Origin of the sequence: Parapedobacter soli (genome assembly GCF_025460835.1) — a bacterium.
Taxonomy (GTDB): domain Bacteria; phylum Bacteroidota; class Bacteroidia; order Sphingobacteriales; family Sphingobacteriaceae; genus Parapedobacter; species Parapedobacter soli.
On record NZ_JAMXAY010000071.1, the window covers coordinates 1 to 19,281 of the forward strand.

Sequence of the window (19,281 nt, forward strand, 5' to 3'; positions counted from 1 at the left end):
CATTTATTTAATAATCAAAATGTTATAATTTATCAGCAGACCCTAGCTAATTTTCGGGGAGATTACAACTACAGTAAAAGTTTCCGTTTTTCCCATGGCTAAGTGGTAATGTAAAATACCGATATTAACCGTATCCAGTTGGACAGAGGCAACCCGCTTAAGAGAACCGATTGCAACCGTGTAGATTGTGAAGAAATTGCGAGCCGTGGTAAGCTCATATAGCGTTTTTTCTGAATGCTTTCGGTGACATGCCGAATTTTGCCGAGAACACCCTGGAAAAATAATACGGCGATTCAAAACCGGTGTGATACCCGATTTCCTTGATGGTTAAATGGGTGTTTCCCAATAATTCCGATGCTTTATCGAGACGTAGATCAAGGTGGTATTGATTCGGCGACTTCCCCATAAGCCGCTTGAACGACTTCCGGAATTTGGAATAACTGATCGGGAATTTTTGAACAAGCGCTTCGATATTGATGTTTTCTGACAACCTGTTTTGCAGTATGAAGGCAGCCTGTGAAACCCAGACCGATTCGGAATCATCTTTTGGGCTGGAGGTTAGGTTGATTCGGTTCAATAACCCCAAAATAGACAATGTAATGCCGGATACGATTTGACTGTACCCCATTTCCGCTTGTGAAACCGCAGCTAATAAATTGGTAAAAGCAACTAAAAGGTCTTTGTTGAGTCCTGTTTTTACAATCGGATTTTTGGGGGTAAAGAATTGCTCCATGATTTGTGCTGGATATGAACCCTGGAATCCCACCCAGTATTCTTCCCAACCAATGTTCCGATTAGGCTTGTATCGGTGCCACACACCCGGGTAAAGGAGGAAGCAAGTACCCGCTTCGATGATCTGAGGTGTTGTTTCTGCCGACTCGAACACGCCGCTACCACTAGAGATGAAAACAACGTAATATCCGTCTAATATGCGACCCTTGTTCCAGGAAAAGACATGGTCGGCCGGATGTTCAGTTGCTGACGGATAGTGTATGTTTTTCGGTGTTCTGCAATAGCCCACCGTATTGACATAAAACCCCCACTCTTTATCTATTTTACTTATATGAAGGTATTTATGGTAATTATCCATGGATTATTAATCAAATTGGTTCTCCAAATATAGACTGTAAATATCAAAAAGTGCAAATAAATATTTGGTTTAGTTATTTTTTTGCTCACGCAACCTGTGTAGCTTTGTTCATCGATTTGCATATTGAAACGTAACGAGCAATAAAGTGTCGGGATTTATGAGCCGGATTCAACATGTTTTTTAGCGCATATTAAACAAGTGAGCTAACATCAATTACGTATTGACCAAATTAAAAACTAAACAAGAATGAACAAGTATTCTGTCCAGGGGAGAGAGATTGTGAAGAGTCCGGTAACCAATGTTTCCAATTCTCTGGCGGGCAGGCTGCCGGAATTTGACTCCGAATAAACGTTGAGTGGATGATGCTTTTAACAAGGAAATGTTGAAGCGCTATCTGTTGGGTAACGATCAGGTTCGGTCAGTTTTATATTAATTTTCAGATAAATAATTCAATTATGATAACCAGACGAAATTTCATTCAGCAATCGGCAATGGCGGGCATCGCCATTGGACTACCGAACTCCTTAGCTGCTTTTACAAAGGATGACACTTTTGTTTTCCAATCTCGGTACTTCAAAATCCAATTAAGAAAGGATTACCCCATATTTAATTTTTTCTCGACAGACAGTTTGGGCGAGGGTATGCTATCGGTCAACACCATTCTGGAAACGGATTCGCCTGAGGATAACGTCTATGAAGCTCGTATTGAGCGGGATAACATCGCCTATTTCTCAAAAACTAAACGGTCGGATATTCCCTTATGGAAGTGTAGTGTATCGCCCCGGTCGTTTTCGTTGCAGACACACTGGAACGAAAACAACGAATATGCTTTGCCGTTTACCATTACCTTTGCACAGAAGATAAACCATTGTACGGTTCTAGGGGTAATGGAAGAAAAAAATGTAATGAAATTTCCCTGCGTATTGCATTTTCCGGGCATGGGAAGTTTCCGGGTATACTGTGACGATCCTTCCGTCACGCTATCATATGATGCAGACAGAAACACCGGCAATCCTTTTGTAAAGCTCTCTTTTCCTGCTGCGGACGAACGCCATAAAAAACTTACCTACTTTTTCGAATCGGTTGCGATCTACCCCGAACTTGATTATATCAGTGATGACAAGCGGTTCGATGGATTCAGGCGTAACTTCATTAATATTTTCCAAATGAATCCGCGGATATATTCCCTGGCAAATAATTCTGCCAGTGATGCCTGTACCTTTACGCTCTATTTATATGCAGAAATGGCACAGTATACCCCGGAACTGGCGAAAGGGCTGTCGGCGATGGATCTGGTGCGTAATACCTTAGACCGATATTTCGGCGGAATGAAAGGTTATGGTGAGGTGGGATATATAAATCCGGCAGGAGGATGGCAAAGTGAGTATGATTCCTGTGATACTGCGCCTTCTGTCATCATGGCCGCCTGCAATTATGTGCTACATACAAAAGACTTGGATTGGGGTCGGGCAAATTATAAGCATATCCGAGGGTGGGCAGCCAAAATGATCGCTACCGATAGAAATAAGGATGGAATCATAGAGTATGGGCTATCCGGCAATTCGGGCAGTTGGGATGGTGTAAAGCGGCCTGCAAACTGGTGGGATACCATTGGTTTCGGACACGATGATGCGTATTCAAATGCACTGGCATATCGTTCCTGTTTATTGTTGGCAAAGCTTGCGCAGCTTTTAGAAAAGACAGCGGACGATCAGTATTTCCGCGCTTTTGCGGCTAATCTTAAAGCGAATTATTTTAACAACTTCTATAACGCGGAAACCGGTGTGCTGGCAGGATGGCGAAGTGAGGACGGCCGTTTGCATGACTACTATTTTGTTTTTGTAAACAGTGTAGCAATCAGTTACGGGCTTATTGAAGAAAAGAAAGCGGCAGCAATCATGAGACGGATACTAGATAAAATGAAAACCGTCGGGTTTACGGATTTCAGGTTAGGGCTACCTGGGAATTTATTACCCATTCCAAAGGAGGATTACACAGATATCGAGGAGCGGTATGGGTATGGAGCCTTTCAGGTTTACGAAAATGGCGGTGCAACAGGTTGCTACGCCTATTTTACGGTTCATGCACTTTATAAGCTGGGTATGAATAGGGAAGCAGAAATGATTTTGATGCCTATGCTGGAAAGTTACAAAAACGGCGATTTCCAGGGACATTGCCCGGGCAGTGATAAGACCAAGGATTGGAAATCATGGAATGGGGAGTGCTGGGGATATGAAGGCTTTCTGGTAGATAATTTCCTTACTCTACTAGCTGTATTTGATGGGAAAATAATTGATGAAAATGTATGATCAGCATCCCACCCGCAGTGATCGGGCATGAAAAGCATCCTTCCAAAGATTTTCGTCGGTATGCTAACTCACCTTGTAAAAATGAAGTAACTGCACTGACGCTAAGTGAACAAAAATGACGTTGTTCGAGTTTAAAGCTCCTGCTATCCTCTCCTTAGCTGCATTCGTTTTGACAATTGCATGTTCGTGCTCAAACAACGGAAAAAGCAAGCCCAAAGTCACCCCCGACAGCACCCGTTACACCCGTACCGTACTTGCGGAGGGTTTGGATGAGCCGATGGAGATGATTATTTTGCCTGGTAATGACGTGCTGTTCGTAGAGCGCAAGGGCGGAGTAAGGTTATACAAAGATGCCTCGAAGGAATTGCTTACGGTTGCCAACTTCGAAGTATTCAGCGGTATCGAGGACGGCGTGCTGGGGGTGGTTGCCGACCCCGGTTATGAAGATAACCATTGGTTGTATTTCTACTACGCGGTAGCGGGCGACAGTGCGGTCAACCGGCTTTCGCGTTTCGAGTTCCGCAACGATAGCCTTTACCGTTCAACGGAAACGGTGATCCTGGAGATACCCACCCAGCGTATCTACTGCTGCCATTCGGCGGGTTACCTGAAGTTTGACGCAAAGGAGAACCTGTACCTATCCACGGGCGACAACACCAATGCCGAGGAGACCGAAGGGTATACGCCGGTGGACGAGAGGCCGGGCCGCGAACTGGCGGATGACCAGGCCACGGCGGCCAATACGAACGACCTCCGTGGAAAAATCTTACGCATAAAGCCGCTGCCCCAGGGAGGGTATACCATACCCGAGGGCAACCTTTTCCCGCCGGGGACACCGAAAGCCCGTCCGGAGATCTATGCAATGGGTATGCGGAACCCGTACCGTTTCAGTATCGATGACGAAACGGGTTACCTTTACTTCGGGGACGTGGGACCGGATACGAAGGTGACGGGTGCCGACGGGGAGTTGATGAGCTACGATGAGATCAACCAGGTACGTGAACCCGGCTTTTTCGGATGGCCCTATTTCCTGGGCAATAACGATGTATTCCCGAAGTACGACTACGCAACGAAACAGGAGGGTCCGGGGAAGGACCCGGCAAAGCCATTGAACGAATCGCCGAACAATACGGGACAGAGGGAATTGCCTCCAACGCAGCCGGCGATGATCTGGTACGGTAAAAGCAACTCCAGGTATTTCCCCTTGGTGGGGAATGGCGGGGCATCCGCTATGGCGGGTCCGGTTTTTCATAGCAAACACTTTAAAAAGGCGCCCTATAAGCTGTCGGATTATTACGATGGCAAGCTGTTTATCTACGAATGGATACGGGGCTGGATCATGGCGGTGAGTTTCGATGAAGCAGGCAATTACGCGGGGATGGAGCCGTTTTTGGCGCACTGGAAATTCGATGCGCCTGTAGACATGCAATTCGCTCCGGACGGGGCTATCTACCTCCTGGAATACGGTACCAACTGGTTTTCGAAGAATAGCAACGCGCGGCTGGTCCGCATCGAATATGCTGAGGGCAACCGGAACCCCATCCCTTCCATCACCATGGATGGACAGTACGGCGCCGCACCGTTCACGGTAGGATTTTCGGCCGCAGGCACGCTGGATCATGACGGCAATGAAGGGCTGGCCTACCAGTGGACGATCGAGGGTGAACACTACGACGGGGAAGAAGTGTCACATACCTTTTCGTCCAACGGTTCCTACGAGGTCACGCTGAGAGTTACCGATGCGGAAGGCGGGCGGGGGAGCACCACGCGGAATGTTTATGTTGGCAACACGCCACCGGATGTGCGTATAACCACAGGGAGCAACCAAACATTTTATTGGGACGGTGTGGATTTCGATTATGAAGTGGAAATCAGCGACGCTGAGGAGCCGGTAAACCCGGATCGCATCTCGTTGACGTTCGGTTACATCCCGAACGGGAAAGATGCGGCCATTGTGCTGACAAGCGGAGGTGATGCATCCAGCTACCGTTACCTGCGCGGCAATGCGCTGTTATCCAGTCTGGATTGCCGGTCGTGCCACGCGTTGGACAAGGAATCCGTGGGGCCCACCTACCAGGCCATTGCCCAACGCTACGCCGGCCAGTCCGGGGCCGAGGGGTTGCTGACGGAAAAAATCATCCATGGCGGAAGTGGCAATTGGGGCGAGCGGGCGATGTCGCCACACCCCGACCTGCCCCGGGAGGATGCAGCAGAAATGGTGCGCTATATCCTCTCCCTTGCCAAGGAAAGCGGAAAGCTGCCGCTATCAGGCGCGTTAACGCTCACTGACCATAGCGGTGGGGGCAAACAGGGCGTATATTTATTGAATGCCACCTATCTGGACGGAGGGGCCAATGGTATATCGGCATTGACCGGCCGTGATTACATTGTCCTCCGGCATCCCGAAATGCAGGCGGAAGATTTTGACCATGGCAACGTAAGTATCGCTACGGTCACTACAGCATTCATGTCGTATGCCACGGGGATAAAAGACGGCAGCTTCCTGGCGTTCGACGATATGGACCTGAACGGCGTGGCAAGGATCGATGTATACGTGCAGGCAAGCGGTGTGGGCGGTCGGATTGAAGTACGCCAAGGGAATGAAACCGGCCCGTTGATCGGTTCGGTAACTATCCCTCCGGGTTCGTTTTCCGGTGCATCCGAAGGCTGGAAAGCCTATCCGGTTGAGCTTGACGGGAAATACAGGCGCGATCGTCTGTATGTGGTGTTCCGGAATGACGCCGATCGCGGTAACCCTCTCTTTAACGTGGACCGGTTTTATTTTTCAAACAAGCGATAGGTTTTGGTATGCCGCTGATAACCAAGGTTAAGCTTTCGTTGGTAATGTTCCTCCAGTATTTCACCTGGGGGGCGTGGTATGTTACGCTGGGTACCTACCTGATAGCGAATTTCAAGGTGGGGGCCGTTGAGGTGGGATCCGCCTATGCGAACCTTTCCATCGCAGCCGTGGTTTCACCACTTTTTGTGGGTATGGTAGCCGATCGCTATTTCTCCGCGCAGCGCGTACTGGGCGTATTGCACCTGCTGGGTGCGGCTGTTTTGCTTATATTGGGCAATACCGTGGAATACGGCTCGTTCTGGTGGTTGCTCCTGCTGTATACATTGCTGTATATGCCCACCATGGCATTGTCAAATTCGATTACCTTCAAACAATTGGCGGACGCCGGGAAAGAGTTCCCGTTGATCCGGGTATTTGGCACAGCGGGTTGGATCGCGGTGGGCCTGCTGATCGGGTTCTGTGGGTTTGAAAGCAGCCCGGTGATGTTTTACCTGGCCTCCGGGTCGGCAACATGCCTGGGGTTGCTGGGTTTCTCGCTTCCCGATACGCCGCCCACTCGGGGCGGAAAGGCCGGATTGGCCGCTGCGTTGGGCCTGGAAGCGCTGGTGCTGTTCCGGGCGCGGCCGTTTGTGGTCTTTTTCCTTTCCGCCTTGGCGATCTGCGTCCCCCTTTCATTCTACTATAGTTTTGCAAATCCATTCCTGAACGATATCGGTATCGAAAACGCTGCCGGTAAGATGACCCTTGGGCAGCTTTCCGAATTCCTTTTTTTATTGGTAATCCCGTTTGCGTTCAGGCGTTTCGGGATCAAGGCGATGATGGCCGTGGGCATGGTAGCCTGGATTGCACGGTACGTGCTGTTCGCTTTCGGCGATGCGCACAGCAGCGGTGGGATGCTTTTCATTTACGCGGGCATCCTGCTCCATGGCGTATGCTATGATTTCTTTTTCGTCACCGGCCAGATCTACGTGGATCGGGTGGCCAGCGGACGGATCCGCAATGCTGCGCAGGGATTGATTACGTTTGCGACGTACGGATTGGGGATGCTTATCGGTTCTTACCTGTCTGGAGTGATTACTGCGCAGTATGCCGTGTTACCAGGAAGCGCTACCCAGTTCGATTGGCGGGGAGTATGGCTGGTGCCAGCGGCTATCGCAGCATTGGCACTGCTGCTGTTCTGCATCTACTTCAGGGATAAAGGGAGCGGAGAGGAACGTTAAAAAGATGACAACGGAAAAAAAAGATAACATGAAAGTAAGGGTTCTTGTAGTAGGTTGCGGCAATATGGGTGCTTCGCACGCCATGGCCTACCACGGCATGGAGGGTTTTGAAATCTGTGGGTTGGTTTCCCGGGGATCCAGCAAGGAGCGGCTCAACGACTGGCTGGGCGGCGGTTATGCGCTGTTCGATGAATATGAAGAAGCGCTGGAGGCCACCAAGCCGGATGCGGTATGCATCTCTACCTACCCCGATACCCATGAAAGCTACGCGATACGCGCGTTTGAGAAGGGTTGCCATGTATTCATCGAGAAGCCGCTGGCCGAGACGGTGGCGGGTGCGGAGCGTGTAGCGGCGGCGGCCAGGCAAGCGGACCGGAAACTGGTAGTGGGCTACATCCTTCGTTACCATCCGTCGTGGCAGAAATTCATTGAGCTGAGCGGTGGACTGGGAAAGCCGTTGGTGATGCGGATGAACCTGAACCAGCAGAGCCAGGGGCGGATGTGGGACGTGCACCGCAACCTGATGGGAAGCCTCAGCCCGATCGTGGACTGCGGGGTGCATTACGTCGATGTGATGTGCCAGATGACGGGTAGCAAGCCCACGCAGGTCAATGCTATCGGTGCACGGCTCACGGATGACATCCCCGAGAGCAACTATAACTACGGGCAATTGCAGATCCGATTCGAAGACGGTTCGGTGGGCTGGTACGAAGCAGGTTGGGGCCCGATGATCAGCGAAACTGCCTTTTTTATCAAGGATGTGATCGGTCCCAAAGGCTCGGTCTCCATCGTGGCGAAGGAAGCCGCCGCGAGCGGCCACTCCGATAATGTATCGGCCCACACCAAGACGGAATCGCTACGGCTGCACCATGCCGATATCGACGGAAACAATGAATTCACCAAACCCGACGAATGGATCGACTTGCAAGATGAGCCCGACCATCAGGCACTTTGCAACCGTGAGCAACGGTTTTTCCTGAAAGCGGTTCGGGAGGATACAGACCTGGCAGAAATAACCCGACATGCCATCGACAGTTTGCGGATAGCCATTGCCTGCGATGAGTCGGTAAGAACAGGCAAGCTGGTGATGCTTTGATTGCTTTCGGATCTTATACATTCCGCAGGTTGTGCCAATCGCAGTTGGCTAAGGCTTTAGTAGACACTAATGATTTATAGGTATGAATAAAAAAGTAGCGTGTATGTCGTTTAATAATTTTGTATTAAAAAAAATGGGTGTACCAGTTAAGTGGGGTGTTTTGTTACTTGCGTGGTGTTATTTGGGACTGGTATCTTTGCCAACCCAAAGCACCGAGCGGCCAAAGCCGAAGATGGTGAACATCGTTAATTTCATCCGACTTTTGGAGCCTCGGGATGCGCGGATCACCGAACAAGTGTTGTATGAAACCGTAAAGAGCCAAGTGGCGTTAATGGATCAGCATGGGCTGAAAGGCACGTTCTTGTTGCAATACGATGCGCTTATGGATAGCCGATACCAAAAGCTGCTTGGCGGCCTCCCGGCCGAGCGGTACGAAATCGGTGCATGGTGGGAATTGCCACAACCGCTGGTAGAAAAAGCCGGTTTGGAGTGGCGCGGTCGTTATCCGTGGGATTGGCATGCCGATGTCGGCTTTTCTACGGGATATACGCCAAAAGAACGGGAAAAGCTGGTGGATGTGTACATGGCCGACTTCAAGACGGTGTTTGGCTATTATCCTAAATCGGTGGCTTCCTGGTTTATCGATGCGCATACACTTAACTATTTTTACGAAAAGTATGGCATTGTAGCCTCAGCCAACTGCAAAGACCAATATGGCACCGATGGTTATACCTTGTGGGGTGGGTATTGGAACCAGGCGTACTACCCCAGCAAAATCAATTCATACATGCCGGCCCAAACCGTTGCCAACCAGACCCCGGTGCCCATTTTCAGAATGTTGGGCAGCGACCCCGTGCGGCAATACGATACGGGTGTGGGACACAACTGGCAGGGTGTGATTACGCTGGAACCTGTTAATAGTTTTGGTGGCGGCGATGATGCATGGGTCGATTGGTTTTTCCGCGAATTGATTGAGGGGGAATCCATGGAGTTTGCGTATACACAAGCCGGTCAGGAAAACTCGTTTACGTGGGCCGGAATGGCAAAGGGGCTCGAATACCAGTTCCCGCTTATTGCGAAATTGCGCGACGAAGGGAAGCTGGAAGTGCAAACGCTTGCTGAATCGGGCCAGTGGTTTAAGGACACCTACGAGGTGACACCGGCAACGTCGATGACGGTTAATGACGATCTAGGCGAAAGTAAGCTTAAAACCGTTTGGTTCAACAGCCGATTTTATCGTACGAACCTGCTGTGGGAAGAAGACGGTACGCTGCGCATCCGCGACATCCACCTCTTCAACGAACATTTCCCTTCCGTTTATACCACGGGGGTAACAAAGACCAATGAATGCCATTTCTACACACTGCCCGTGATTGACGGCTACTTATGGAGCGATGACGAGTGGTTAGCTGGGATGCGTTTGAAAGCAATAGTAGACGGCAAGGAGGTCCTGTTGGAAGGTGGCGTTCCCAAAATCACAAGCCGGAAACGTGGCAGACTGGATGTTTCTTGGCCGTTGACAAACGTATCGGGTCGGTTAGAAATAAACTTTGTCGAAGACCAGCTTACTGTCAGCGTGAAGGGAAATAGCCAACTCGATTGGTACTTCGACATGGAAGTGCCCCAGTATAGTAAAGTACCGTTTACAGAAGTGCATGGCAACGTGGTTCGTGCACTATTCGAGAACCACCGTTACGAACTTCGGGCACTTCGGGGCACCTTCACTGCTGGCGAAGGGAAAGATGCATTGCGTATCTCGCCACACCATAACCGTATCCAATTAGATATGGCAACACCGCTCAAAACAGATTTATGATAGCTGCATTGATTTTAAAAATATCGTGACCGAATGTGATTTTCGAATTTGTTATTCAATTAACCTGAGTTTGCTTACGACGCGATTAGCACGTTGGCTAAGCAGCAGGTATTCGCACAAATGGCTTTATCGGATTTTTGGGGGTGAAGAATTGCGACATGATCGGCCGGATGTTTTGTTGACGGATAGTGTATGTTTTTAAGCGCTCTATAGTAACCAACCATATTGATATAAAACCCAACTCTTTGTCTATTTTACTTACAGGTAAGCATTTATGGTAATTACCCATGAATTATTAATCAAAGTGATGTTCCAAATAAAGATTGTAAATATCAAAAAGTGCAAATAAATGATTGGTTTAGTTATTTTTTTGCTCATGCAGCCTATGTAACTTTGCTCATCGATTTAGAAACTGAAACGTAACGAACAATAAAGATTCGAGATTTATGAGCCGAATTCAACATGCTTTTTAGCGCACATTAAACAAGTGAACTAACACCAATTACCGTATTGACCAAATTAAAAACTAAACAAGAATGAACAAGTATTTATGTCTTTTTATCGCTGCATTTTTTGCAGTAGAACTCACCTCACTTTCTGCAAAGGATATGTATAGTGATAACGATGTAAGCAGCGAATATAAGCTTCTTAACCAACACATGATTTCCGGCGTGGTAACGGATGGGAAGGGGCAACCGATTGCTGGCGCTAGTGTCTTGGAAATAGGCACCAGCAATGCGACGAAAACTGATGCCCAAGGCCAGTTTTCGATCGAAGTGCCGATCGGGGCCTTGCTTCAACTGTCTTTCACCGGCTACGTCAAACAGGATGTCGAGGTAGGTAAACAGGAACATCTAGTTATTACGATGGAAGAAGATCTATTATCATTGCAAGAGGTGGTGGTTGTGGGCTACGGCACACAAAAAAAGGCCACGTTAACAGGTTCTGTTGCGACGGTCCAGGGGAGAGAGATTGTGAAGAGTCCGGCAGCCAATGTTTCCAATTCTCTGGCAGGCAGGCTGCCGGGATTGGTAGCCATTACACGCACCGGGGAACCAGGTAACGACGGCTCTACACTCCGTATCCGTGGCGCTAATACGCTTGGCGATAACTCTCCGCTCGTAGTTATCGACGGTATTGCCGGCCGTAGCCTCGAACGGTTGGACCCGGCCACCATAGAATCCGTTTCTGTTTTAAAAGACGCTTCCGCCGCAATATATGGTGCACAGGCTGCAAACGGGGTAATCCTTGTGACTACCAAACGAGGCATAACGGGAAAGCCGACAGTCAACCTCTCATTAAACCAAGGATGGAATACCCCAACGGTTTTACCCAAGATGGCGGACGCACCTCTATATGCCCAATTGCAAAATGAAATCGCCGCTACGTATCGGCCCAATAGCCCATTACCCTATTCGGAGGAAGATATACAAAAGTACCGAGATGGTTCGGATCCGTGGAAATACCCCAATACAGACTGGTTTAAAGAAACTATAAAGGAGTTTTCGCCGCAGCGTCATGGCAATTTGTCGGTGTCGGGCGGTACGGAAGGTATACGCTATTTCGTTGCATTGGGCTCAAATTTTACCGATGGCATTTATCGTGATGGGGCGCTTAACTATTCGCAAACTAGCTTTCAAAGTAATCTCGATGCCAAGATTAATAATCACATACGGTTAAGTTTTGATTTGGTTGGCCGGCAGGAAAACAGAAACTACCCGGGCGGTGGGGCTAACGGGGGGAGCACAGACGAGGCACAGAATATATTTTGGGCATTGAATCGCTCTTTTCCTACCTTGCCCGCAAGATGGCCTAACGGTCTACCGGGGCCGGATATTGAATACGGAGCAAATCCGGTGATACTGGTCACAGATGAAACGGGCTATACGAAGTCAAAAACCTACGTGCTGCAGAGCAACTTGAAACTGGTGGTGGATATTCCTTGGATACAAGGGCTGTCTGTAACTGGAAATGCAGCTGTCGATAAAAATATTATCAACTATAAACAATTCAGAAAACCCTGGTATCTCTACACATGGGATCGTTCTTCGTACGACGACAACGGCGAACCACTTCTGCTTGCCGCTAAACGTGGTAACACCGATCCTAGCCTTCGGCATGAAATGGATGATAACGGTACGGTTACACTCAATGCACTGCTCAAATACGAACAGAACTTCAACCTACATAATCTGAATGTGTTGCTGGGCGCGGAAAGAATCAGCGGGGATGATATGAGATTTTGGGCGTTCAGGAGGAATTTTGCGAGTGACCTATTACAAGAACTCGATTTAGGAAGCGATTTGTTGAAAGATAACGGTGGCTCATCTAAAGGCGTGAGAAGGTTAAATTATTTCGGAAGGATTAACTATGCCTTTGATGAAAAATATTTGGCAGAATTTGTTTGGCGGTATGATGGTTCGTATATATTCGATCCGGCAGGGAAACAATACGGCTTTTTCCCCGGAATTTCACTGGGTTATCGAATTTCTGCTGAGAACTTCTGGAAAGAACATTTAGCTTACATCAATGAATTCAAGCTGCGGGGTTCATGGGGTCGTACCGGAAACGATCGCATTGACCCATACCAGTATTTAACTACATACGGCTATGATGGCAGTTATGTGTTTAACGGAAACGTCTCGCAAGCTGCGCTTAGGGCGCTACGCATCCCCAATCAGGGGGTAACTTGGGAAGTGGCCAATCAATCCAATATTGGATTCGACGCTCAGTTTGCGGAGGCTAAATTCTTTGTTAGTGGCGACTATTTCTATAACCTGCGCACCAATATTTTAGCCTATAGGAACGCTTCCGTACCGAGATCGTCCGGATTAAGTTTGCCACGCGAAAATATTGGAGAGGTTGTAAATAAAGGATTCGAAATTCAATTGGGATACCGAAACCACATCGGTGCGCTGAATTTCCAAACCTCGATGAATGGTGCTTATTCGAAAAACCGTATTCAGTTTTGGGATGAAACTCCCGGTGCGCCCGCCTACCAGCAATCTACCGGTCGGCAGATGAATGCTAAATTGTATTATCAGGCGATTGGCGTATTCAAGGATCAACAAGCGGTTGACAATTATCCTCATTTGGGCGGGGCCCGACCGGGCGATATCATTTTTAAAGATGTGAATGACGACGGCAAAATAGATGGGTTGGATCGCGTACGGAGTGACAAAACTTCTGTTCCCACGTTTACCGGCGGATTTACGCTAGACTTAGATTACAAAAACTTTTATGCCACTATTTTTCTTCAGGGTGCGGCTGGCGCCGAACGTGCCTATCGGACCTTTTCCGGCGGACCTGGCGTAGGGAACTTCATGTATAACCTTGTAAAAGATCGCTGGACACCAGAAAACCCGAGCTCAGAACACCCAAGGGTTTGGGAGCGTGGCGGGGCGTATTGGATGACCGACGGAGAGCCTAATAACACCTATTTCGTAAGGAGCAGTGATTATATACGGTTGAAGAATATCGAACTTGGTTATAGCTTTTCTCCCGGAATTGCCAACAAACTTGGCTTACAGTCGGCGCGCGTTTACCTGAGTGGGTTGAATATTCTAACCATTACGAAAATGGAAGATTTCGACCCCGAATCACCGGATGAGGCACCGGGATCGCTATGGGTGAATAGCCAGGTGTATCCCTTGAACAAAACAGTAAACATCGGTCTTGTAGTTACATTTTAGAATTTAATCATCATGAAAATAAATCATATAAAAAGTATTGCCTTAGGATGTGCTCTTATTTTTTCATCTTCCTGCGATAAGGGATTTTTGGTTACAAAACCGTCTACGGAATTTTCAGAAGCTGACGTGTGGTCGGATCCTAACCTTATCCAGTTGACCATGAACCGCATTTACAGCCAAAATCCATGGTATTTTAGTCTTACCTCACTTCGCGTAGATGAAGCGCGAAGCTACGATGCGGGTAACGACTTTAACATGATGAATATGCTGATGACGCCGGATAATGCCTGGTGGGGCGATTGGAACGGTATGTACGCTGCTATAAGGAATTGTAACGAATTTCTAGAAAACCTGGATAAATTGCCCGATGATAACGCGTTGATCGATGGTGTCAAATTAAAAGATAGGTTAAGGGGCGAAGCGCTATTTTTCCGTGCATGGTATTACCATTTGTTGGTAAGCTATTTCGGAGGGGTACCCTTGATCAGCCATAGTTACAAACTGGAGGATGATTTTTCAATAGCGCGTAATACCTATGCGGAGTGTATCGATTTCATAGTAGCTGACTGCGACCAGGCAGCGGAGCTATTGCCGCTCGTACATACCGGAAATAACAATGGCCGCGTTACAAAAGGCGCTGCGCTCGCGTTGAAGTCAAGAATGCTCTTGCGTGCCGCAAGCGATTTACACAACACAACCTTTTCGAATTTTTCTCAACCTGAGCTTTTAGGTTATATACACGGTGATAGGAATGAGCGTTGGCAAGCGGCAAAGGATGCGGCAAAAGCGGTTATTGACCTTGGGATATATAATTTGCATAAGCCCGCCCCGGCATCAGCGGAAGAAGCTTCTCAGAATTATGAAGAATTGTTTATTTCCGCGGAAAGCGACGAAGACATTTTCGTTCGTTTTTTCAGTGTGGAGGTCAATCAAGGAGCCCACTTTTGGATCGTATTTCCCAATGGGTATGGAGGTGTGGAATTGAACGGTGCGCCCACCGAACTCGTTGATGCATACGAGATGGCTGATGGAACTAAGTTTTCATGGGATAATCCCCAACATCGACTTGAACCCTATAAAGACCGAGACCCGCGTTTGTATGCGACCTTGTTGTTTGAAGGGGCAAAGTTCAGACCGAGGCAGGCGAACCTGGCAGATATCGATCCGATAGGCGTATTGCAGGTAGGTACTTGGGAAAGATGGGATGCAGAAGCGAATAAAATCGTGTATGAATATGGCCTGGATAGCAGAAACAGTGCGGTATATGCTGGTGGTTATAATAACACCGGAACATCGATGTTGAAATACATAAACCGTAGAACAGACATGTATGTGAACCAGTACGACGACTTGACGTGGCGTTACATCCGCTATGGCGAAGTCATTCTCAACTATGCTGAAGCTTGCATTGGGCTGGGGCAGGACGCAGAAGCACGTACATTTATCAACATGATCAGGAAAAGGGCGGGGATGCCCGACGTCACCGAATCGGGAGAAGCGCTGAAAAAGCGTTATCAAAATGAAAGGCGTATTGAGCTTGTTTATGAGGACCATCGTTTTTTTGACGTACGGCGATGGATGATTGCCGAAGAAGCATACAAGCCTATGCACGGAGTGGATGTGGTTTATAAGCTTAATCCCGATCGAACAACCGCGACGATCCCAACGATTACACCGGTGCAGATTACTACCGGTAAATGGGAAGACAAAGGCTATTTCATGCCCATTGCTCGCGACGAGATGAACAAGAATCAAAAATTGGTACAGAATCCCGGATATGGCCAGTGAATGGGGTAAACCAACATGAATGAAAGCTTGGGTGAAAAATCACGAAAGAGATGAAGCACCCTCGCTTACGAACATACCGACAAATACGCGGGCTACCGTTGTGTTGCCCTGGCAATATCTAACCTTATTAGAATCGGATAGGATTTGGAAGATACAGATTTGCCATTGAAAAGAAATAACTGTATAGATTCAGAAGGATCTTAATCTTATGATGATATAACGAAAGCAAATTTTAGATATGAACAGTACATTAAGTAACGAGCAAATCAGATTTTACCAAGATAACGGTTTTGTAATCATCGATGATTTTTTGAACACGGCGGAGTTGGAGCAATGGCGCACCTCTGTCACCCAAGCTATGAAAGAGCGAAACGGGTTAAAAATACCTGGTAAGAACGTTAAAATAGGAAATGACGACGGTATCAACGAAGATACGGCATATTTCAACAACGTATTCGATCAGTTATTGAATCTTTGGCAAACGAGTGACGCGGTAAGCGAGCTGATGATTGATGAGCGTATAGGCAAAATGGCGGGCGAATTGGCCGGTGTGGATGGTATCCGGATCTGGCATGATCAAGCGTTGATTAAAAGGCCTTGGGCAAATCCGACGTCATGGCATTTAGATACGCCTTTTTGGTCATTTTCCGATCGGCGTGCGCTGTCAATTTGGGTCGCACTCGACGACGCCACATTGGAGAATGGTTGTTTGTTTTTTATTCCGGGATCGCATAAGCGTACAACCTTCGAGAATACGGGGATCGGTAAAAATATGGGTGGTATATTTGAGGTTTACCCCCAATTCAAAGCAACCCGCTCGAAAGCAGCGGTGATGAAAGCAGGTAGTTGTTCTTTTCACAATGGGCTCACCATACATGGGGCACACGCCAATATGACTCCTGGTTTTCGTCGCGCCATGACATGTGCATATATGCCTGACGGAAGCACCTACAACGGTACACCAAATATCCTTCCGGATGAATACGTAAAAACATTGAAAGTGGGAGACTTGCTTGATAACGATGAGCAGAATCCTCTGATTTACACGAGACGATGACGATTGATTTTTTTTGCCCTCGCTGGGGCGCAGAAAACATCAATTGGCTTCCCTTTGCCAAGCAGGTCAAGTCCGATGGCTTTGTAGGCATAGAGGTGTTCCCTTTGGGTGATATCGCAAATAATGACGAAATGGTTACGATATTAGAAGATAACGACCTTTCGTATATCTTGCTTCATGCCGAATTGCAGGAAGGCCCTCATTTCGATAGCTACTTGGACGCATTGGAGCGTAATCTTTATACGCTGCTGTCATACCAAAGCGCTAGTACCAAGCCGCAATTCATTGTTTCGCAAACCGGGAGGGAGTATTATACGCCTAGCCAGATGGAAATGTGTTTCGCATTGTGCGAGCGGATCGCCGACGAGTCGGGCATACCCATCATCCACGAAACGCATCGGAATAAATGGTCTTATGCTGCGCATGTAGTAAGAGACTACCTATTGGCTTTCCCCCAGTTGGAACTCGCGCTTGATATATCTCATTGGGTATGTGTGTCGGAGAGTTTCCTGGAGGATCAACAGGAGGCTGTCGAACTCGCTATAAAGCATGCCAAACACATCCATGCCCGGGTGGGGCACACGCAGGGTGCGCAGGTAACGGATCCGCGTGCAGCTGAGAATCAAGTAGCGTTGAACCATCACCTTAATTGGTGGGATAAGTGGGTGAGCTACCACAAAGCAGCAGGAATGGAACGGTTAACAATGACACCTGAATTTGGTCCGTATCCTTATATGCCTTACATTCCGGATACAACAACGCCAATTGGAGACCAATATGAAATTAATTGTTGGATGAGACAGGTACTGGATAAGCGGTATAAAAGATTTTCTTTAAAATGAACTTTGATTGGCACGACTGGCATAATCTGTCCATAATTTAATTGGTGACACAGTTCACGTTACACTCCACTTCTTTTTCACTTACTATTTCACATACTTTGCCTTTATATCTCATGTGTTAGTCCAATTTCACCGAAGGGAAGTAAGTCAATGGCTACTTTAAATTGCTCGGAATAAAATGTCCATGGGGCAGCAACTTTTTTAAAACCTCTGATATTTAGTACATCGCTGATTTTATCATATTCTTTCAAACTTGAAACCATTACCGCAAAATCAATATCCTTGGTCCCTTGCCATATGCCATTGTCAATCCTTGCGACAGTGTCGCAAGGATTTGACGGCCATATTCCGTCCTCCCTTCACCGACAAGCTCCCGGCTCAGGTACTCGCCTATACTCCAGTAGCGTACGGAAGTTTCAGTGTTGACATACAACGCGACGCGCGTGCGCGCAGCTTCGACGAGCGCCTTCACACGGTCTAATATGGTCGATGCTTGTGTCGTCAATTCAACTTCATTACTTTTCATTAGGTTTTTGTTTCAATACTAAATATCGCAATGGTATTAATATATAGTTGGTTCGCTATATTCCTTGTTTTCCCTGTCGGTGAAATGATAAGGTCGCAGTTGTAACCTCAAAATGAATTATCTAGGGGTAAAGGTATCCTATTGTGGTTTACCATAACACCGATTCATGATTTCTTCAGTGCCCGACTCCAACATATCTGAATAAGCGTATTGCCATTAGCAGTTTTAAACGAGACGGGTTTCTTTTATTGGCGGCACATTGCCCACATTTAACATCTCTTAACAAATTCGCTGTAACAAAACGGGGGCAGCAAGCGTTATATAGGCAGTTAGAAAAATTTATATCGTCTTTTCATAATTTAGGTTTATAATTGGTTAGTTAGTAAGCCCCGATTCTCCCCGTTTCGGGGCTTTGCTTTTATTCTAGCCCATGGAAAAACCTCCGACGGAGGATATTCGTGCAGCACTAAAGGGGTATTTGTCATTTCAACCAATTTAATAGCCCATCCCAACCACCGGTTAAGTAAATCAAAAACCCGACAAAAACTATGATGACCCAAACGATCACCTTCGCTATCTTTTTGTCTTCTTTGCCCGGGGCAACTTTTTTGGAGAATTTGGCCGCGGTCACCGGCTTAGATTTTGTAGTCCTAAACGAAGTAGTCTTGTTATCACCTTGCTTGGGTTTAACTGGTTCCCCTCCATTCGTTTTCACACTGTCCGTTTTAGGGGTAATATTTTCTGCGGTATCACCATTATTAAGTCCGTCCAAAAACTGCTCTAATGAGTACTCATCCGGAAACAGCACTTCCCTCGCCTTGCTACCTTCAAACGGCCCGACTATTCCCGCCGCCTCCAATTGGTCAATAATACGCCCGGAACGATTCATGCCTACTTTGAGTTTGCGTTGTATCAATGAGGTAGATCCCTGCTGATGCAAAACTACTAACCTCGCCGCCTCCTCAAACATACTATCCCGGTCATTGAAATCGAAATCAGTTAAGTGCAAGGATTTATGGCAAAGTCATCAAAAAAGCGTGCAGTT

Annotated in this window: 11 protein-coding genes and 1 pseudogene; 9 read left to right on the forward strand and 3 right to left on the reverse strand. The window is 47.6% G+C overall.

Annotation, left to right across the window (positions count from 1 at the left end; translation table 11 throughout):
- Positions 1–214: 214 nt before the first annotated feature.
- Positions 215–1,090 carry an AraC family transcriptional regulator gene (locus NGM62_RS19725; RefSeq protein ID WP_262250033.1) on the reverse strand — a complete coding sequence of 292 codons (876 nt, stop codon included), beginning with the start codon at positions 1,088–1,090 and terminating at the stop codon, positions 215–217.
- A 455-nt stretch (positions 1,091–1,545) separates the two neighbouring features.
- Here NGM62_RS19725 and NGM62_RS19730 point away from each other — a divergent pair, with 455 nt between their 5' ends.
- The 9 genes from NGM62_RS19730 (at position 1,546) to NGM62_RS19770 (ending at position 17,710) form a co-directional block, all read left to right on the forward strand.
- Positions 1,546–3,399 carry an alpha-L-rhamnosidase-related protein gene (locus NGM62_RS19730; protein ID WP_262250034.1) on the forward strand — a complete coding sequence of 618 codons (1,854 nt, stop codon included), beginning with the start codon at positions 1,546–1,548 and terminating at the stop codon, positions 3,397–3,399.
- Positions 3,400–3,514: 115 nt separating this feature from the next.
- Entirely contained in the window at positions 3,515–6,199 is a 2,685-nt protein-coding gene (locus NGM62_RS19735) for a PQQ-dependent sugar dehydrogenase (RefSeq protein WP_262250035.1), read from the forward strand.
- Positions 6,200–6,207: 8 nt separating this feature from the next.
- Positions 6,208–7,419, forward strand: a complete 1,212-nt coding sequence (locus NGM62_RS19740) for an MFS transporter (protein ID WP_262250036.1) — start codon at positions 6,208–6,210, stop codon at positions 7,417–7,419.
- Positions 7,420–7,447: 28 nt separating this feature from the next.
- Positions 7,448–8,515, forward strand: a complete 1,068-nt coding sequence (locus NGM62_RS19745; RefSeq protein WP_262250037.1) for a Gfo/Idh/MocA family protein — start codon at positions 7,448–7,450, stop codon at positions 8,513–8,515.
- A gap of 133 nt (positions 8,516–8,648) precedes the next feature.
- Positions 8,649–10,331: a hypothetical protein gene (locus NGM62_RS19750; protein WP_262250038.1), complete on the forward strand. Its 1,683-nt coding sequence runs from the start codon at positions 8,649–8,651 to the stop codon at positions 10,329–10,331.
- A 536-nt stretch (positions 10,332–10,867) separates the two neighbouring features.
- Positions 10,868–14,023, forward strand: coding sequence for a SusC/RagA family TonB-linked outer membrane protein (locus NGM62_RS19755; protein ID WP_262250039.1), 3,156 nt, complete (start codon positions 10,868–10,870; stop codon positions 14,021–14,023).
- A gap of 159 nt (positions 14,024–14,182) precedes the next feature.
- The gene (locus tag NGM62_RS19760; RefSeq protein WP_262250040.1) at positions 14,183–15,811 is read left to right on the forward strand and encodes a RagB/SusD family nutrient uptake outer membrane protein; all 1,629 of its coding nucleotides are present in this window, start codon (positions 14,183–14,185) and stop codon (positions 15,809–15,811) included.
- Positions 15,812–16,049: 238 nt separating this feature from the next.
- Complete coding sequence (locus NGM62_RS19765) at positions 16,050–16,868, forward strand: phytanoyl-CoA dioxygenase family protein (protein WP_262250041.1); 819 nt, start codon at positions 16,050–16,052, stop codon at positions 16,866–16,868.
- Positions 16,865–17,710, forward strand: coding sequence for a sugar phosphate isomerase/epimerase (locus NGM62_RS19770; RefSeq protein ID WP_262250042.1), 846 nt, complete (start codon positions 16,865–16,867; stop codon positions 17,708–17,710). Before NGM62_RS19765 ends, NGM62_RS19770 begins: the two co-directional genes overlap by 4 nt.
- Positions 17,711–17,972: 262 nt before the next feature.
- On the opposite strand, the gene NGM62_RS19775 is transcribed toward NGM62_RS19770, so the two are convergent.
- Together NGM62_RS19775 and NGM62_RS19780 are read right to left on the reverse strand one after the other, a co-directional pair.
- The gene (locus NGM62_RS19775) at positions 17,973–18,236 is read right to left on the reverse strand and encodes a DUF1016 N-terminal domain-containing protein (RefSeq protein ID WP_262250043.1); all 264 of its coding nucleotides are present in this window, start codon (positions 18,234–18,236) and stop codon (positions 17,973–17,975) included.
- Between the two features lie 754 nt (positions 18,237–18,990).
- Positions 18,991–19,233, reverse strand: a pseudogene (locus tag NGM62_RS19780) (DNA translocase FtsK); the annotation flags it as partial.
- Positions 19,234–19,281 lie beyond the last annotated feature (48 nt).